Source organism: Streptomyces sp. NPDC017890 (genome assembly GCF_044328675.1).
In the GTDB taxonomy this organism is placed as follows: domain Bacteria; phylum Actinomycetota; class Actinomycetes; order Streptomycetales; family Streptomycetaceae; genus Streptomyces.
In genome coordinates this window covers 26,201-41,692 of the sequence record NZ_JBIRHU010000017.1, presented here as the reverse complement: position 1 = coordinate 41,692, position 15,492 = coordinate 26,201, and the positions used below count along the sequence as shown (strand labels likewise).

The following is a 15,492-nucleotide window of genomic DNA, read 5'->3' as shown; positions in this document are numbered from 1 at the left end:
GGCCACCGCGTCTGACACATCGCACATCACGGTCCGTCCGCGCGCCGCCCACCGGCGGCGCGCGGACGGGTGAACCTCCCGGCCCCTCCCGCTCGTTGACCCTTCCGACGGCATACAGCGCACGCGACTGTCTGAGGAGTTTCGGTGAAAGATCTCGCGGACTCGATCGAATCGGTGGAGCAACTCGCCACGGTCTGGCGGACCATGGTCCTCGACCGTGCCCCGGAAGCCGACGTACGTGACCTTCCGGGCATCGCCGTCCGCTGGGCGGACTGCCGTTTCGCGTTCTGGAACTGCGTCACGCTGACCGACGTGAAGGCCGACGCCGCCCTCGTGGCACGGCGCCTGGACCGGGCCGCGGACATCATGCGCGACAAGCGGCGTCCCGGTTTCCTCTGGCTCTTCGAGGATCTCCTGGACGACGGGGCGCGGGAGGTCCTGGACGACGCGGCCGGGCAGGCGGGGCTCCGGCTCGCCTTCCCCGGCACCGGCATGGCCGGAGACCTGCTTCCCGTCCCCGAACCGGTCCACCCCGACCTGACGTTCGTACGCGTCCGCTCCGACGACCAGCTGACCGCCTACGCGGATCTCAACTCGCGCGCCTACGGCTTCGGCCTGGACGAGGGCCGCGACGGGCTCGCCGGCTCCGTACTCTGGAAGAACGACGTGCACGCCTATCTCGGCCTGCGCAACGGCGTCCCGGTCACCTGCGCCGGAGCGGTCGCGGCCGAGGGCCGCCTCTTCGTCGCGCTCGTCGCCACGGACCCCCAGTGGCAGCGCCGGGGCTACGGCGAAGCCGTCACGAGGATGGCACTGCACGAGGGCGCGCGGGCCACCGGGCTGACCCGTGCCACCCTGCACGCGACGGAGGCCGGGGCACCCGTGTACCCGCGCATCGGTTTCCGCCCGAACTCGCCGATCCGCTTCTACGGGCTGCGCGACTGAGCTCCAGCCGGCGGCGGGGCCGATGTACGGCCGCCGCGAGGGGCGGGGCCCCGTCGACAGCGAAACGACAGCCGTGTTTTACGCCCGCCCGACCGTCGGCACGACAGCATCTCGGCACGGTCTGAACAGCATGTGTCCCGGGTCCGTACCTCTCGGCAGATCATCACGCATCCACCCCGGAAGGGAACCCCAGCATGACCAGCGCATCGTTTCACCCCGCAGGACCGGCCCGTCGTACCGTCGTGGCGGCGGCCGGAGCGGCGGGGCTCGCCGTCGCGCTGACCGCGTGCGGAGGCTCGGACGACGACGCCTCCGACGACACCGGCACCGCTCCCTCGGCTCGCGTCTCCGAGGAGGGCAGCGGCAGTTCCGGGGGCGGCGAGGACGCCGGTGCAAAGGCCCCGCTCGCGACGACCGCCGACATTCCCGAGGGCGGCGGGAAGGTCTTCGCCGACCGGAAAGTGGTGGTCACGCAGCCCGCGGCGGGCGAGTTCAAGGCGTTCTCCGCCACCTGCACCCATCAGGGATGCGCGGTGAAGAGCGTGTCCGACGGTGTCATCAACTGCCCGTGCCACAACAGCAGCTTCTCGATCACCGACGGAAGCGTGCAGAGCGGCCCGGCGCGCCAGCCGCTGCCCGCCGTGCAGATCACGGTCAGCGGGGACTCGATCCAGCTGGCCGGATGACCGGGACGCAGCGCCGCGGCCGCAAGATCATGATGACGTCCGGTGAGCTGGACGCGTTCCTCACCGCCCAGCGCACCTGCCGGGTCGCCACGGTCTCGGCCGGCGGCGCCCCGCACGTGAGCACCCTGTGGTTCGCCTGGGACGGCTCCTCGATGTGGTTGTACTCGGTCGTGCGCAGCCGGCGCTGGGCGGACCTGCGTCGAGACCCCCGGGTGGCGATCGTGGTCGACACCGGCGAGGAGTACGACGAGTTGCGGGGCGCGGAGCTGTCCGGCCGGGTGGAGTGCGTGGGCGAGGCGCCGCGCACCGGCGAGCTGTGCGCCGAACTCGACTTCCCGGAGACGCTGTTCGCCCGGAAGAACTTCGGTATGGAGGAGATGCCGCACGACGGCCGGCACGCCTGGCTGCGCCTGACACCCCAGAAGGTCGTCTCCTGGGACTTCCGCAAACTGGCGTCCCCGTGAACGGCTCACCCCACCTGCCCCGCTTCCTCCACCTCCCCCGCCGTCGTGCGCAACGCCCCCACCGCCGCCCTGATCGACGGGCGGCGGTCGGCGTCCGCGCGCCAGACGACGTACACGTGCCGGCGCATCCGCTGCTTCAGCGGCGCGGTGACGACCCCCTCGGGCATCGGGTGGCGTCCGAGCAGCGGGGCGATGCACACGCCGAGTCCCGCGGCGACCAGCCCGAGCTGGGTGTGGGTCTCGGCGGCGCGGTGGCCGATGATCGGCTCGATGCCCTTCGAGCGGAGCGTGGACATCAGCCACTCGTGGCAGAACTCGCCCTGTCCCCACGTGATCCACTCGTCCTCGGCGAATTCTGCTAGGTCCACCTCGTCCCGGCCCGCGAGCCGGTGGCCGACTGGCATGGCCACGTCGGCGGGGTCGTCCAGGAGCGGCGCCTTGACCAGGCCGTCGGGCAGCGGCATCGGCTTGTTGTGCCAGTCGAGTACGACGGCCAGGTCGAGGTCGCCGCGCACCACACCGTTGACGCCGCGCTCCGGCTCCAGCTCGCAGGAGCGGATGCGCAGCGCGGGGTGCTCGGCCCGCAGGGCGGCCAGTGCCGCGGGGAAGAGACCGCGAGCGGCCGTCGGGAACGCCGACAGCCTCAGCTCGCCCGCCACCTGTCCGCGCTGCGCCTCCAGGTCGGCCTGGGCCAGTTCGACCTGGGAGAGGATGCGGGCCGCGTGCTCGGCGAGCAGCCGCCCCGCGTCCGTGAGCCGCACGCCCCGCCCGTTCTTCGCCAGCAGTTGCTGGCCGGCCTCGCGCTCCAGCTTGGCCATCTGCTGGGAGACGGCCGAGGTGGTGATGTGCAGGCCGGCGGCGGCGCCGCTCACCGAACCGTGCCGGGCGAGGGCGTCGAGGGTGCGCAGGCGCTCCAGGTTCAACATGTAAGTGATGCTACGAGATATTCCGTGCGAAATCTCGATTGTGCTACGAGAACGGCTCGGTCATCGTTGCCTGCATGAGCAGCAGTGGCACCTCCTCCCCCCTGTCCCTACGCGCTTTCGACTGGCGGCTGCGCTTCGGGCTCCTCTCCCTCGTCTGGGGTTTCAGCTTCCTCTTCATGAAGGTGGGCACCGAGAGTTTCGCCCCGCTCCAGGTCACGCTGGGGCGGCTGCTGTTCGGTACGGCGGTGGTCGCCGTGGCGATGGCGGTGAAGCGGGAGCGGCTGCCGCGCGGGGCGTGGACCTGGGTGCATCTGGCGGTCGCCGGGTTCCTGCTCAACGCGCTGCCGTTCTCCTTGTTCGCCTTCTCGGAGCTGACGATCCCGTCGTCGCTCGCGGGCATCTGCAACGCGACCTCGCCGTTGTGGGGCATGGCTCTGTCGCTGGTCGCCCTCTCCGAGGACCGGCCGACGCGGCGGCGGGTGGCAGGCCTCGGCATCGGCTTCCTCGGCGTCCTGACGGTGCTGGGTGTCTGGCAGGGCTTCCACGGCCTGGACGTCACGGGCACGGCGCTGGCCCTGCTGGCCTCGCTCAGCTATCCGATCGGCTGGATCTACGTCCGCCGCACGCTGGCCGGCTCCAGCCACTCCCACCTCTCGCTGACCGGCGCCCAGCTGCTCCTCGCCACGCTGCAACTGGCCGTCGTGACGCCGCTCTTCACCTCGGTGCCGAGCAGCTTCCCGGCGCTTGCGCTGCTGGCGGTCGTGGCGCTGGGCGTCCTCGGCACCGGGCTCGCCTTCCTGATCCAGTACGACCTGGTCGCCGAGGTCGGCCCGACGACGGCCCAGATGGTCACCTACTTCACCCCGGTCATCGCGACGGCCGCGGGCGTGGCGCTGCTCGGCGAGTCGCTGTCCTGGTCGACGCCGGTCGGCGCGGTGATCGTCCTCGCGGGGGCGGCGCTGACACAGGCGCGGCCGAAGACCGCCACGGGCGGCACGAACGCCACGGACGGCGTAGGCGCCACTGCCGCCACGACCGCCGACGGCGGCACGACCGGCGCCATCACCACCGACGACACGGCGGCGGAGCCGCCGCACCGGTCGCGCGTGCGTCAGAAGGCGACGACGTAGGCGGGCGGCCCCGGCCGAGCCGGCCCCGGGGCCGGTCCTGGCCGGGCCGTCGTGGGCGGCCCGGCCCCGGGACCGGCGGCCACGCCCTCCGAAGGCGCCGCCGGAGTCCGGCCCGCGCCGCCGACCGGAAGCCGGCGGTGCGTCCGGCGGAACGCCACGCGTCAGACCTGGCTCCGGAGCTGCCCCGACCCCGTCCCGGGCCCCACCGCCGCCGCGACCGCGTCCGCGAGAGGCCCGATGTCCCCCTCCGTGAGCGTCGAGACCGTGATCCGGATACCGGGCGGAGCACTCACGCGAAAGCGTGCGCCAGGGGCCACGGCCCAGCCGGCGTGCAGCAGCCGGGCGACGGCGCCGGTCTCGTCCGGCACCGGGATCCACACGTTCATGCCGCTGCGCCCGTGCGCGGCGATCCCGCGTTCGGCGAGGGCACCGAGGAGTCCGTCCCGGCGCCACCCGTATGCCGCCGCCACCGCGTGCGCGTCCACCGTGCCGTCCGCCCACAGCCGGGCCACCGCCCGCTGGGTGATGCGGCTGACCCAGCCGGGGCCCAGCCGCTGCCGCCCGCGCACCCGGTCGAGCGTGACGGCGTCCCCGGTGAGGACGGCGAGGCGCAGGTCCGGGCCGCACGCCTTGGCGGCCGAGCGGACGAAGGCCCAACTGCGCGTGGTACCGGCGAGCGGGTGCAGGGGCAGGTCGACGATGCGGTGGCCGTGGTCGTCCTCGATCAGCAGCGTCCGGGGGTGGTCGCGCAGCACGGACCGCAGGGCACGCGCGCGCGTGGCGCTCACCGCCGCGCCGGTCGGGTTCTGCGCACGGTCCGTGACGACCAGGGCGCGTGCGCCGGCCTGGAGTACCCGGCGTACGTCGTCGGGCAGTGGCCCCTCGTCGTCCACGCCGACCGCGACCGTGCGCAGGCCGAGTGCGGGGACGAGGTCGAGCAGGCTGCCCCAGCCCGGGTCCTCGACGGCTACGGCGTCGCCCGGTCTGAGGTGGGTCGCGAGGACTCGCTCCATGGCGTCCAGCGAGCCGGACGTGACGGCCACGGGCCCGTCCGGCACCCCGTCGGCGTCGAGTTCGGCCCGCGCGCGGCGCACCAGGTCGGGCTCCACGGGCTCGTCCCCGTACAGCACCGGTTCCCGGTCGCCCTGCTCGGCGGCGGCCGCGAACACCGGACCCAGAGCGGGCAGCAGCGCCGGATCCGGGTTGCCGGCGGACACGTCGCGCACCCCCTCGGGCACCTCGACCCGGATGAACTCCCGCCCGGTGGTGGCCGGCTTCGCTCGCACCCGGCTGCCCCGGCGCCCGGCCGTCTCGATGACCCCGCGCTCGCGCAGGGTGCGATAGGCGGCGGCGACCGTGTTCGGGTTCACCCCGAGCCGCTGCGCCAGTTCCCGCATCGGCGGCAGCGGTTGCCCCGGCTCCAGCTCCCCCGAGCCCACCGCACGCTCGACGCTCGCGGAAATCTCCGCTGCGCCCCGCCCTGTGATCCGATACTCTCCTAGCACAAAGCAAATTATGCACTAGTGCAATGGAGAGCGCCATGCAGGGGACCACGCAGCCGCAGACGCCGTCGCAGCCCGCCACCGCGTACACACCCACCGACCGCACGGTCCCCACCCGCTCCCCCGACCGTGCCTCGTACGACAAGGAGCTGGTGCACTCGATACTCGACGAGGGTTACGTGTGCCATCTCGGCTTCGTCCGCGAGGGCGCCCCGGTGGTGCTGCCGACGCTCTACGGCCGGGTCGGGGAGCGGCTCTACGTCCACGGCTCGACGGGCTCGCGCCCGCTGCGTATGACGGGCGCCGCCGACCCGGGGCTGCCGGTGTGCCTGACGGTGACGCACGTGGACGCGCTGGTGCTGGCCCGTTCGGCCTTCCACCACTCGATCAACTACCGGTCGGTGGTGGTGCACGGCAGCGCGTACGACGTGACGGACCCGGAGGAGCGGCGCACGGCCCTGGACGCCCTGGTCGACCATGTCGTCCCCGGCCGCTCCCGCGACTCCCGGCCGGCCAACAAGAAGGAGCTGGCCGCCACCGCCGTGATCCGCCTCGACCTGAACGAGGTCTCCGCCAAGGTCCGCACCGGCGGTGTGAACGACGAGCCCGAGGACCTCGCCCTCCCCCACTGGGCCGGCCTCGTCCCGCTGCGCAAGGGCTACGACGCCCCGGTCGCCGACCCGGGCCTGGACTCCGGCACCGGGCTGCCCGACTACCTCTCGGTCCTGTGATGCCGAGGTCAGCCGGCTGTCACGCCGGCGCCGGCCGCGTCCGGGCCTGACGGGTCTCCGCCACCGCGAGCCCCGCGACCGAGGCGAGCATCAGCAGGGTGCCGGCGAGCGTCGCCGCCGTGAGGTGCTCCCCGAGGAGCAGGACGGCGAGGGCCGCCGCGCTGACCGGCTCCAGCAGCATGATCACGGAGACGGTGGCGGACCGGACGACGGCCGCGCCGGCGAAGTAGAGCCCGTAGGCGAGGGCGGTCGGGACGGCGGCGACGTACGCCAGGAGCCACAGGAGGCGGACCGGTTCGGCGGTGTGCGGCACCAGGCCCTCGGCGAGGGCGAACGGCAGCAGGCACAGGCTGGTGACGGCGAACGCCCCGACGGACGTACTGGCGGCGTCCGTCCCGCCGTCCCGCCCCCACCAGCGGGTGAGCAGCGTCATCACCGAGTACCCGGCGGCGGACAGCAGGGCGAGGAGCACGCCCGACGGGCGGACGGCCGTACTTCCGCCACCGAGGACGAGCACCACGAGCCCCGCGAGCGCACCGGCCACGGCGGCCGCCCCGCCCCGGCCCAGGTGCTCCCCGAGAGTGAGGCGCGCGCCGAGCGCGATCAGGACCGGGCCGGCGCCGAGCGTGACGACGGTGGCCACGGCGAGCCCGGTGGACTGCACCGCGGCGAAGTAGGCGGTCTGGAACACCGCGAGGCCGATGCCGGTGACGACGGCCCGCAGTGTCTTGCGGGCGAAAGGCTCTCGTCCGGCCGTGCGCACGCGCGGGCGCAGCGGGTGGACGGCGAGCAGCAGCACGAGCCCGACCGCGCACCGCCAGAACGACAGGGCGACGGGCCCCATGTCGCTGGCCCGGTAGACCAGCGAGGCGGCGGCACCGGCGGTGCCCCAGGCGACACCGGCGACGATCAGATAGAGGAGGCCACGCCCGACGGGCAGGCCGGAGACGGCATTCGACACAGCGTTCGACACGAGTTCTCTCCGCAGACGCGCACACGGCGCGGGAGTTCGAAGCGGCCCCGGAACGACCGGAGGCGCGGGGACTGCGTCTGCGGGCAGCACCGTCCGGCCCGGCGGCAACGCGCCGGGCTGGTCACAGGGGCCCGCCTCAGGCGGCCGGAGGCGGAAGGACGAGTGCGTCGGAATGCATGATCGGCACCCTAGGCCGCCGTGCCCCGGCTGGACAACTCCCTTTCCCCTCCGCCGCCCGCCACCGGGTCCGGGGAGCCTTTCGCGGGCGTCGACGACTGGGCGATGAAGGCGCCCACCAGGACCACGACGCCGCCGATGATCTGCGGGGCGGAGAGGTGCTCTCCGAGCAGGACCCAGGCCAGGACGGTCGCGATGACCGCTTCGAGGCACGCCACCACCCCCGCTACCTGCGGCGAGAGGCGACGCACGGCGACGATGCCGGTGACGTAGGCGAGGACCGTGGCGATGAGCACGATCCAGGACAGCAGCAGGGCGGCGGCGACGGGCGTGCCGTCCATCGGGACGGTGTGGGTGAGGACGGACCAGTCCATCGACCAGGGGCGGGCGACGACGGTGAGTACGGCGGCCCCGACGAGCAGGCCGTAGGCGATGACGCCGAGCGGGTCGGGCGCCTCGTCACCGGCGTCACTGCCCTGGTCGGACAGGACGAAGTAGCCGACCTGGCAGCAGGCCGCGCCGAGCGCGAGCAGCAGTCCGACGGCATCGAACCGCAGCCCCGACCAGACCTCCACCACGCAGGCGAGCCCGCCGACCGCGAGGACCACACCGAGCGCCGCGGCCCGCGTCACGGGCCGTCGTTGCACGAACCGCACCCAGCCGAGGACGAGGGCGGGTGCCAGGTACTCGACGAGCAGTGCGACGCCCACGGGGATACGGGAGATGGCGGCGAAGTAGCAGGCCTGCACACCGGCCACGGCGAGCAGGCCGAACCCGGCGAGCAGCCCGGGGCGGCGGCGCAGCAGAGCGCGGTGGCGCACGGCGAGCGGCAGCATCACCAGGGCCGCGCCGGCCACGCGCAGCCAGACCACGTGGAGCGGGTCGAGTCCCGCTTCGATCAGCGGCTTCGCCGCGACCCCGGAACCTCCGAAGGCGACCGCGGACGCGAGCGCCAGGCCGAGCCCGGCGCCCTTTCCGCGGCTGCCGCGAGCGCTGTCAGACGTATGCACCGGCACATGATGACAGGGGACGACATGACCGTCACCCCCGATGACACCTGTCTCACCGACTGGACGCGACCGCGGCACGACCGAGGGCGGGACGGGACCGGGGGGCGGGACGGGACCGGGGGGCGGGCTCAGACCGTCGGCTCGAAGTGCTCGTCCGCCCGGGCGAGTACGGCCTGCGGTTCGACGGCGGCGCGGGCGAGCACCTCGACGGCACGCGCCTGCGGGTCGGCGACGAGGGCGGCTAGCAGGTCGACGCCGCAGGCCCCGGCCGCCCCGCGCCGAACGGCGCGTGCGCAGGCGTGTTCCAGGGCCGCGGCGGCCAGCGGCGAGAACCCGGCGGCGCCGGTCACCACGGGTACGGCGCCGGAGTCCTCGACGGCGGCCTGCCAGCGCAGGCCGTAGCCGATGCTGCGCTGCACGAGGTAGCCGAGGAGCCGGGCGATCCGCGGCCCCTCGCCGAGGACGGTACGCGCCTCGGGGTCGTACTCCAGGAGGGAGTGCAGCAGGTGGGCCGTATCGATCTGCCGGTCCCCGTCCCGCACCGCTCTGCGGCGGGCGCCTGAGATCACCGATGCCAGTTCCGCGCTGAACCGGGCATCGACGTCGGTGTCGTCCGGGCGCCGGCCGCCTTGCTCGCCGGCCGCCTGCCGGGGGATACGGGGTTGCACATCCCCCACCTCATCAGTCCCTCGCGCCCGGGTCATCCCCGAAGGGGAGCATTTCGGCGTCCCACGCAGAGTGGACCCACCCGGCCGAAATCTCCTCCTTACGGAGGAGATCAAGCCGTTTCGTCGAGCAGGGCGGCGCGCCGCCCGGACGGGTGTGGACGCCTTGCGGAGGGCCTCCCGCGCGAGGCTGCGGCCGCCGCGGTGCGGCCGGTCATCGGGGGCGACAAGGCGGCCCGTCTCTTCGCCGGCATGACCGGCCGGGCCGGACGCACGGTCGCTGCCCCCAGCCGCGCCGAATGCCGGCGGCAGAACCGCCCACGTGGAGTCGGACGCGGCACTGAACCCCGCACGCGTTCGCCTCGCTGTCGCCACGCCTGACGGTGGACAGCGATGCGCGGTGCCGGCCGGCGGTCACCCGGGAGGCAGTTGCGACAACCGAGCTTCCGTAGACGGCCGGGCCAGGATTACCCAGCGTCTCGAATCAAGACCGCTGATCCTCCCCACTGGGTGACCAGGGTTGTGCACTAGGTTGTCGGGATGACTACCGGGACGGCTTCGCGCCACACACGGATCGGTGACCCGGTGCTCTCCTGAGCACCGTACGGGCCGGTGCGGGCCCGCTGCTCGATCGAGGATCTTGCGCTGTGGCGCGGGCTCCGCCTCCGTCGTGTTGATCACAGGCTCGGCACATCAACCACGACAGGAGCGTTCATGACCACCAAGACGTTGCAGATTCCCACCTCGGACGGCCGTGCCGATGCGTTCGCCGCCTTCCCCGACCGCGGCGAGCAGCACCCGGGGGTGCTGATGTACTCCGACGGCTTCGGCATCCGGCCCGTGTTGCGGGAGACGGCCCGCGAACTGGCCGGACACGGGTACTACGTGCTCGTCCCCAACCTCTTCTACCGGCACGGCCCGGCGCCGGTGGTCGAGCTTCCCGAGCACATCGGAGAAGAGGTCCGGCACTCGGTCTTCGCCCAGGTGATGCCCTTGATCGAGGCACACACCGCAGAACGCGTCCTGAGCGACGCCGATGCCTACCTCAGGTTCCTCACCGCCCAGCCCGAGGTCTGCGCCGGACCGGTCGCGGTGACCGGCTACTGCATAGGCGGCCTCCTGGCGATGCGCACCGCCGCGGCCCACCCCGGCCAGGTGGCAGCCGTCGCCGCGTTCCACGGCCCGGTGGGCGTCGACGGGCCCGACCTCTTCTCCAGGCTCACTGCCCAGGTCCACCTCGGCCACGCCGAGGGCGACCTGACACCCGAGTCCCTCGGCGAGCTCAACCAGGCCCTGGACGCCGCAGGCGTCAGCTACACCTCCGAGATCTACCCCGGCACGGTCCACGGCTTCACCATGTCCGACACTGACGCTTTCAGCGCCTCCGGGCTGAAGCGCCACTGGGACCGTCTGCTCCCTCTCCTGGACCGCACCCTGGGCAACAGCGGAGGTCCCGGCCGCCCGGAATCACATCTGAAGTAACACGGCTCCGCGCCTGCCGGCCAAGGCCGTCCGGGGCCGCGCCGGCGTCGAGAGCGGCCGGTGATCCACACCGTAGCGGGCAGCCCGCCCCGCCGACGCGGGGGCTGGCTGCCCGCTACAAACAACCGTGCGGAACCCAGCTGCGGCCAGCGGGTCCCGCCACGCGGCGGGGTGGGCGGGGTGGCCGTACCGGGCGCCCTGCGCGACTCGCCGTTCATCGTCCGTACCTGCCCGAAGCCCGCACGACCGCCGTACGGGTCAGTCCTCGTCGGCGAGGATCAGGTACAGCTTCTTGCGGGCGTCACCGATGACGGCGACCGCCTTCTCCCGCTGCTCCTTGCTGCCGGTCTTCCAGACCTGGCCGAAGGCCTCCATGAGTCCGAAGCCGGCCTGCCGGATGTCGTTCAGGGCCTCCCAGTCGACGCCCCGCGAGGCCTCTTCCCAGGGCGCCTCCGGCCCCTCCTCGGCTGCGGCGCGACCCGCCTCGGTGAGCGCGAAGAGCTTCTTTCCGCCCTCACTCTCGCTGGCGATCAGGCCCTCGTCCTCCAGCAACTGGAGGGTGGGGTAGACCGAGCCGGGGCTGGGCTTCCACGCCCCGCCGCTGCGCTCGGCGATCTCCTGGATCATCTCGTAGCCGTGCATCGGCCGGTCCTTCAGAAGGGCCAGGATCGACGCCCGCACGTCGCCGCGCCGCGCCCTTCCCCTCGGACCGCCACGCCCTCGGCCACCCCAGGGGCCTCCGTGACCGAAGCCCGGCCCGAAAGGTCCGCCGCCGGGGCCGCCGCCGGGACCACCCGGCCCGAAGGGACCGAAGGCCGCACGCCGGCCGTCGAAGCCCTCGAAGCCACCGAAGCCGCCGCGACCGAAGAAGCCACCCTCTCCGCGGCCGTGCCCACCCTGTCCACGCTCGTGTCCGTGACTGCGCATCGCCATCACTCCATTCAGTCGTTGATCTGTCGCGATAACTCAACGATATATCGGAAGAAGTGGGCTGACAAGCCTCCCGATCCGCCCAGGACGGCCGGCGCGGCCGGCGTCGGCACGCGAGGAACCGATCACCAGGCTCTCTTCCATGGCCCTCGCGCGAAGCGGAGCACGACGCTCAAGCGGCGGACTGACCGACGCGCCATGCCCGGTCTCGTGCGAAACCGCCCCGCCCTCCCGCACGGAACCCGGTCCAGAACTCGCGAATTGGCCTTGGTACGCGGCCACGCGGAGCCTCTAGCGTCGGAGCATGCGCATCCGAATCGTCGACGCCTTCACCGACCGGCCCTTCGCCGGCAACCCCGCCGGGGTCCTGCTCCTCGACGCCTTCCCGGACGACGACCGGCTCCAGCGGGTCGCCCTGGAGGTCAACCACGCCGAGACCGCGTTCGCCCACCGCCTGCCCGAAGGCGGCGACGCCGACTGGGCGCTGCGCTGGTTCACGCCGGCCACGGAGGTCGCGATGTGCGGTCACGCCACGCTCGCCACCGCCCACGTCATGCACACCACCGGCGCCCACGAAGGTCCGGTGCGGTTCGCCACCCGCAGTGGCGTCCTCGTCGCGACGCCCCTCGAGGACGGCTCGATCACCCTGGACTTCCCGACCGCGCCGCTCACCCCGGTCGAGGCGCCGGCAGGCGTCGCCGAGGCCCTGGGCGCCGAACCCCACGCCGTCCTCGACACCGGGCGGGACTTGGGGGACCTGCTGATCGAGGTCTCCGACGAGAAGACGGTCCACGGCCTGACGCCGGACCACAAGGCGCTGGCGGCCCACTCCGAGCGCGGCATCATCGCCACCGCCCGCGCCGAGGACCCCACGCGGGGCTACGACTACGTCTCGCGCTGCTTCTTCCCGAACGTCGGCATCGACGAGGATCCGGTCACCGGCAGCGCCCACACCGCCCTCGCGCCCTTCTGGTCCGGGCGCCTCGGCCGTCCCGACCTCACCGGGCTGCAGGCCTCGCCGCGCTCCGGCCGGGTCCGCACGGAACTGCGCGGCGAGCGCACACTGCTGAGCGGGCGCGCGGTGACGGTGATCGACGGCGAGCTGCTGGCCTGACCCGGCGCAGGGGGCGCGGCGAGTAGCTCCCGCGCCCCCTCCGCTTCACGCCGTCGGCAGCCAGTCCACCTTCCCGGCCAGCAACGCGTAGCCCACGAAGGCCCCGATGTCGAGCAGCGAGTGCGCCACCACCAGCGGGCCCACGCGCCCCCACCGGCGGTACAGGTACACGAACACCACGCCCATCACCATGTTGCCGATGAAGCCGCCGATGCCCTGGTAGAGGTGGTACGACCCGCGCAGCACCGAACTGGCCGCCAGCGACGCGCCCGGGCTCCAGCCGAGCTGGTCGAGCCGGCGCAGCAGGTAGCCGACGACGATGACTTCCTCAAGGACGGAGTTCTGCACCGCCGAGAGGATCAGTACGGGGTACTTCCACCACACCTCGGGCAGTGCCTCGGGCACCACGGTGAGGTTGAAGCCGAGGCCCCGGGCGGCCAGGTAGAAGGCGATGCCGGTGCTGCCGATGACGGCGGCGACGGCGGCCCCGCGGCCCAGGTCCGGCCACGGACGGCCGCGGTCGAAGCCGAGGGCGCGCAGGCTGTGCCCCTCACGCAGCAGGAAGTGCGCGACGAGGGCGACCGGGACGAGCGCCGTGGTGATCCCGAAGAGCTGCCAGGCCAGGTCCAGCCAGGGGCGGCCCGGCGCCGCGGAGGCGTTGAGGGTGGCCGCCTGGTCCTTGAGCCCGCCGGGGCGGGTGACCGAGCCGATGAAGCTGATGAGGGCGGACACCCCGCTGGCGCCGAGCGACAGCGCAAGGACCAGCAGCGTCTCGTCACGCAGGGTCCGCCGCGAAGGCCGCTCCTGGGAAACCGGTCCCCCAGGGATCGCGCTCTCCCCACGAACCGCCTTCTCCCCACGAACTGGCTTCTGAGGGAACGAATCGTCCACCGGGCCCGCCTCCGCCATGCACACCTGCCTCCAGCTGGGACGTCACAGCTTGCACGATCAGTATGAGGCGGCGTGCGGCGGGGGGCGGACCCGGCGATCCTGGCGGTCGTTGCAGCCGTAGCGGTCCTGGCGGTCGCAGCGGTCCTGGACGGTCCTGGCGGTCGTAGCGGTCCTGGCGGTCGTAGCGGCCCTGGCGGTCCTGGCGGTCCCGGCATGGATCAGCCCAGCCGCGCCGGCTCCGGCAGGCCCACCGGCCACAGGTGCACGGGATGCCCCTCGCGCATGAGCTCGACGTAGCGGCGGGTCGTGGCGGCCAGCGCGGCGTCCCGGGTCAGGCCCGCCTCCAACGCCCGGTGGAAGGTGGCCGCCTGCCAGGACGCGCCGTTGACCCGACGCCGGCACCGCTCCTCGATCACGCCGAGGTACAGGTCCCGGTCGGCCGGCTCGACACCCCACGCGTCCAGCCCGGCCTCGGCGAGCGGCAGCAGTTCGTCGCGGACGAGGACGGCGGCGTCGACCTCGGTGGCGCCGCCCAGCCGGCCGCGACGGGGCCACTCGAAGCGGGCGTCGATGCCGTGGCGGCACGCGGCCTCGAAGTTGGCGGCGGCGGCCTCGAACGGCAGCCGGGTCCACACCGGCCGGGGCTCCTCGGCCAGCGCGCGTACGACGCCGTAGTAGAAGGCCGCGTTGGCGATGACGTCGGTGACGGTGGGGCCGGCGGGCAGGACGCGGTTCTCCACGCGCAGGTGCGGGACGCCGTCGGCGATGTCGTAGACGGGGCGGTTCCAGCGGTAGACGGTGCCGTTGTGCAGGACGAGTTCGGAGAGCGAGGGCACGCCGCCCGCGTCCAGGACCTCCAGCGGGTCCTGGTCGTCGCAGATCGGCAGCAGCGCCGGGAAGTAGCGCCGGTTCTCCTCGAACAGGTCGTACGCCGAGGTCACCCACCGCTCGCCGAACCAGGTGCGCGGCCGGACGCCCTGGGCCTGGAGCTCGGGCGGGCGGGTGTCGGTGGACTGCTGGAACAGCGGGGGGCGCGACTCGCGCCACAGCTCGCGGCCGAACAGGAAGGGGGCGTTGGCGCCGACGGCGATCTGCGCGGCGGTGACCGCCTGGGCCGCGTTCCACACGTCGGCGAAGCGGTCCGGGGTGACCTGGAGGTGCAACTGCACCGAGGTGCAGGCGGCCTCGGGGGCGATGGACTTGGAGGTGCAGGTCAGTCGCTCGACCCCCTCGATGTCGAGGGTGAAGTCCTCACCGCGGGCGGCCACGATCTGCTCGTTCAGCAGGGCGTAGCGGTCGACGGCGGAGAGGTTGGAGGAGACCAGGTCGTCCCGGTCCAGGGTCGGCAGAATGCCGATCATCGCGATGCTCGCGTCGACCTCTCCGGCCTTTCGGTCCGCATATGCCAGCGACGTACGGATCTCCTCGGCGAGGCGGTCGAATACGCGGCCGCCCAGCCGATGTGGAGCGATGTTGACTTCCAGGTTGAACATGGCGAGCTCTGTTTGGAAGTCACGGCTCGCGATGCGTTCGAGGACTTGCGCATTCAACATTTTCGGCATCCCGTCGGCACCGACGAGATTCAATTCGATCTCCAGCCCCATCAGGTTCTTCGGGCGGTCGAACCGCTTCTCCGCCAGAAGTCGCTCCAGGCCCGTCAGGCACCGCTGGAGCTTTTCGCGGTAGCGCTGGCGATCGGACAGGTCGAACTGACCTGCCACGACCTTCTCCCCCATGGAAGAGTCCCCTTTCGGAGCGGCGAGTCGATGATCCGGCCACCGGCGGCCGGTCAGGTGGGATGATGCCCAGCCGAAGCGATCGATAACGTCCCCGGACCGGCACGGCACCCGCTAGTCTGTGCCGATG

15 protein-coding genes are annotated in these 15,492 nt (G+C 72.9%); 7 read left to right on the top strand and 8 right to left on the bottom strand.

All coding sequences use genetic code 11. The features are described from left to right. Nucleotides 1-144: 144 nt before the first annotated feature. The 3 genes from ACH4F2_RS22530 (at nucleotide 145) to ACH4F2_RS22520 (ending at nucleotide 2,095) form a co-directional block, all read left to right on the top strand. Nucleotides 145-945 (top strand): GNAT family N-acetyltransferase, encoded by an 801-nt coding sequence (locus tag ACH4F2_RS22530; protein ID WP_398134502.1) that lies wholly within the window; start codon nucleotides 145-147, stop codon nucleotides 943-945. 194 nt (nucleotides 946-1,139) lie between these two features. Beyond that, a complete protein-coding gene (locus ACH4F2_RS22525) occupies nucleotides 1,140-1,631 on the top strand; it encodes a Rieske (2Fe-2S) protein (RefSeq protein ID WP_398134501.1) in 492 nt (163 codons plus the stop codon). Next, entirely contained in the window at nucleotides 1,628-2,095 is a 468-nt protein-coding gene (locus ACH4F2_RS22520) for a pyridoxamine 5'-phosphate oxidase family protein (protein WP_398134500.1), read from the top strand. Before ACH4F2_RS22525 ends, ACH4F2_RS22520 begins: the two co-directional genes overlap by 4 nt. Before the next feature lie 5 nt (nucleotides 2,096-2,100). Here ACH4F2_RS22520 and ACH4F2_RS22515 read toward each other — a convergent pair whose 3' ends face one another. After that, nucleotides 2,101-3,021 (bottom strand): LysR family transcriptional regulator, encoded by a 921-nt coding sequence (locus ACH4F2_RS22515; RefSeq protein WP_398134499.1) that lies wholly within the window; start codon nucleotides 3,019-3,021, stop codon nucleotides 2,101-2,103. A gap of 74 nt (nucleotides 3,022-3,095) precedes the next feature. Between ACH4F2_RS22515 and ACH4F2_RS22510 the strand changes: the two genes are divergently transcribed. Beyond that, nucleotides 3,096-4,151, top strand: coding sequence for a DMT family transporter (locus tag ACH4F2_RS22510; protein ID WP_398134498.1), 1,056 nt, complete (start codon nucleotides 3,096-3,098; stop codon nucleotides 4,149-4,151). Between the two features lie 161 nt (nucleotides 4,152-4,312). On the opposite strand, the gene ACH4F2_RS22505 is transcribed toward ACH4F2_RS22510, so the two are convergent. After that, nucleotides 4,313-5,656 carry an aminotransferase class I/II-fold pyridoxal phosphate-dependent enzyme gene (locus ACH4F2_RS22505; protein WP_398134497.1) on the bottom strand — a complete coding sequence of 448 codons (1,344 nt, stop codon included), beginning with the start codon at nucleotides 5,654-5,656 and terminating at the stop codon, nucleotides 4,313-4,315. 35 nt (nucleotides 5,657-5,691) lie between these two features. Here ACH4F2_RS22505 and ACH4F2_RS22500 point away from each other — a divergent pair, with 35 nt between their 5' ends. After that, nucleotides 5,692-6,384 (top strand): pyridoxamine 5'-phosphate oxidase family protein, encoded by a 693-nt coding sequence (locus tag ACH4F2_RS22500; protein WP_398134496.1) that lies wholly within the window; start codon nucleotides 5,692-5,694, stop codon nucleotides 6,382-6,384. Nucleotides 6,385-6,403: 19 nt separating this feature from the next. On the opposite strand, the gene ACH4F2_RS22495 is transcribed toward ACH4F2_RS22500, so the two are convergent. From ACH4F2_RS22495 to ACH4F2_RS22485, 3 genes are all read right to left on the bottom strand, one after another. Next, nucleotides 6,404-7,345, bottom strand: a complete 942-nt coding sequence (locus ACH4F2_RS22495; protein ID WP_398134652.1) for a DMT family transporter — start codon at nucleotides 7,343-7,345, stop codon at nucleotides 6,404-6,406. Nucleotides 7,346-7,545: 200 nt separating this feature from the next. After that, nucleotides 7,546-8,550: an EamA family transporter gene (locus ACH4F2_RS22490; protein ID WP_398134495.1), complete on the bottom strand. Its 1,005-nt coding sequence runs from the start codon at nucleotides 8,548-8,550 to the stop codon at nucleotides 7,546-7,548. Nucleotides 8,551-8,672: 122 nt separating this feature from the next. Then, nucleotides 8,673-9,212: a Clp protease N-terminal domain-containing protein gene (locus tag ACH4F2_RS22485; RefSeq protein ID WP_398134494.1), complete on the bottom strand. Its 540-nt coding sequence runs from the start codon at nucleotides 9,210-9,212 to the stop codon at nucleotides 8,673-8,675. Between the two features lie 711 nt (nucleotides 9,213-9,923). On the opposite strand from ACH4F2_RS22485, the gene ACH4F2_RS22480 reads away from it, so the two are divergent. Continuing rightward, entirely contained in the window at nucleotides 9,924-10,691 is a 768-nt protein-coding gene (locus ACH4F2_RS22480) for a dienelactone hydrolase family protein (RefSeq protein ID WP_398134493.1), read from the top strand. A gap of 258 nt (nucleotides 10,692-10,949) precedes the next feature. Here the strand turns inward: ACH4F2_RS22480 and ACH4F2_RS22475 are convergent, their stop codons facing one another. After that, nucleotides 10,950-11,618 (bottom strand): PadR family transcriptional regulator, encoded by a 669-nt coding sequence (locus ACH4F2_RS22475; protein ID WP_398134492.1) that lies wholly within the window; start codon nucleotides 11,616-11,618, stop codon nucleotides 10,950-10,952. Between the two features lie 307 nt (nucleotides 11,619-11,925). On the opposite strand from ACH4F2_RS22475, the gene ACH4F2_RS22470 reads away from it, so the two are divergent. Beyond that, the gene (locus ACH4F2_RS22470) at nucleotides 11,926-12,735 is read left to right on the top strand and encodes a PhzF family phenazine biosynthesis protein (RefSeq protein WP_398134491.1); all 810 of its coding nucleotides are present in this window, start codon (nucleotides 11,926-11,928) and stop codon (nucleotides 12,733-12,735) included. Nucleotides 12,736-12,780: 45 nt separating this feature from the next. Here the strand turns inward: ACH4F2_RS22470 and ACH4F2_RS22465 are convergent, their stop codons facing one another. Beyond that, a complete protein-coding gene (locus ACH4F2_RS22465; protein WP_398134490.1) occupies nucleotides 12,781-13,644 on the bottom strand; it encodes a CPBP family intramembrane glutamic endopeptidase in 864 nt (287 codons plus the stop codon). A gap of 200 nt (nucleotides 13,645-13,844) precedes the next feature. Further along, nucleotides 13,845-15,362, bottom strand: a complete 1,518-nt coding sequence (locus ACH4F2_RS22460; RefSeq protein ID WP_398134489.1) for a glutamate--cysteine ligase — start codon at nucleotides 15,360-15,362, stop codon at nucleotides 13,845-13,847. Nucleotides 15,363-15,492 lie beyond the last annotated feature (130 nt).

Coding starts and splice junctions, on each gene's coding strand:
- ACH4F2_RS22475 (WP_398134492.1), bottom strand. CDS start 11,618: ATGCGCAGTCACGGACACGAGCGTGGACAGGGTGGGCACGGCCGCGGA.
- ACH4F2_RS22510 (WP_398134498.1), top strand. CDS start 3,096: ATGAGCAGCAGTGGCACCTCCTCCCCCCTGTCCCTACGCGCTTTCGAC.
- ACH4F2_RS22525 (WP_398134501.1), top strand. CDS start 1,140: ATGACCAGCGCATCGTTTCACCCCGCAGGACCGGCCCGTCGTACCGTC.
- ACH4F2_RS22520 (WP_398134500.1), top strand. CDS start 1,628: ATGACCGGGACGCAGCGCCGCGGCCGCAAGATCATGATGACGTCCGGT.
- ACH4F2_RS22500 (WP_398134496.1), top strand. CDS start 5,692: ATGCAGGGGACCACGCAGCCGCAGACGCCGTCGCAGCCCGCCACCGCG.
- ACH4F2_RS22515 (WP_398134499.1), bottom strand. CDS start 3,021: ATGTTGAACCTGGAGCGCCTGCGCACCCTCGACGCCCTCGCCCGGCAC.
- ACH4F2_RS22460 (WP_398134489.1), bottom strand. CDS start 15,362: ATGGGGGAGAAGGTCGTGGCAGGTCAGTTCGACCTGTCCGATCGCCAG.
- ACH4F2_RS22465 (WP_398134490.1), bottom strand. CDS start 13,644: ATGGCGGAGGCGGGCCCGGTGGACGATTCGTTCCCTCAGAAGCCAGTT.
- ACH4F2_RS22470 (WP_398134491.1), top strand. CDS start 11,926: ATGCGCATCCGAATCGTCGACGCCTTCACCGACCGGCCCTTCGCCGGC.
- ACH4F2_RS22480 (WP_398134493.1), top strand. CDS start 9,924: ATGACCACCAAGACGTTGCAGATTCCCACCTCGGACGGCCGTGCCGAT.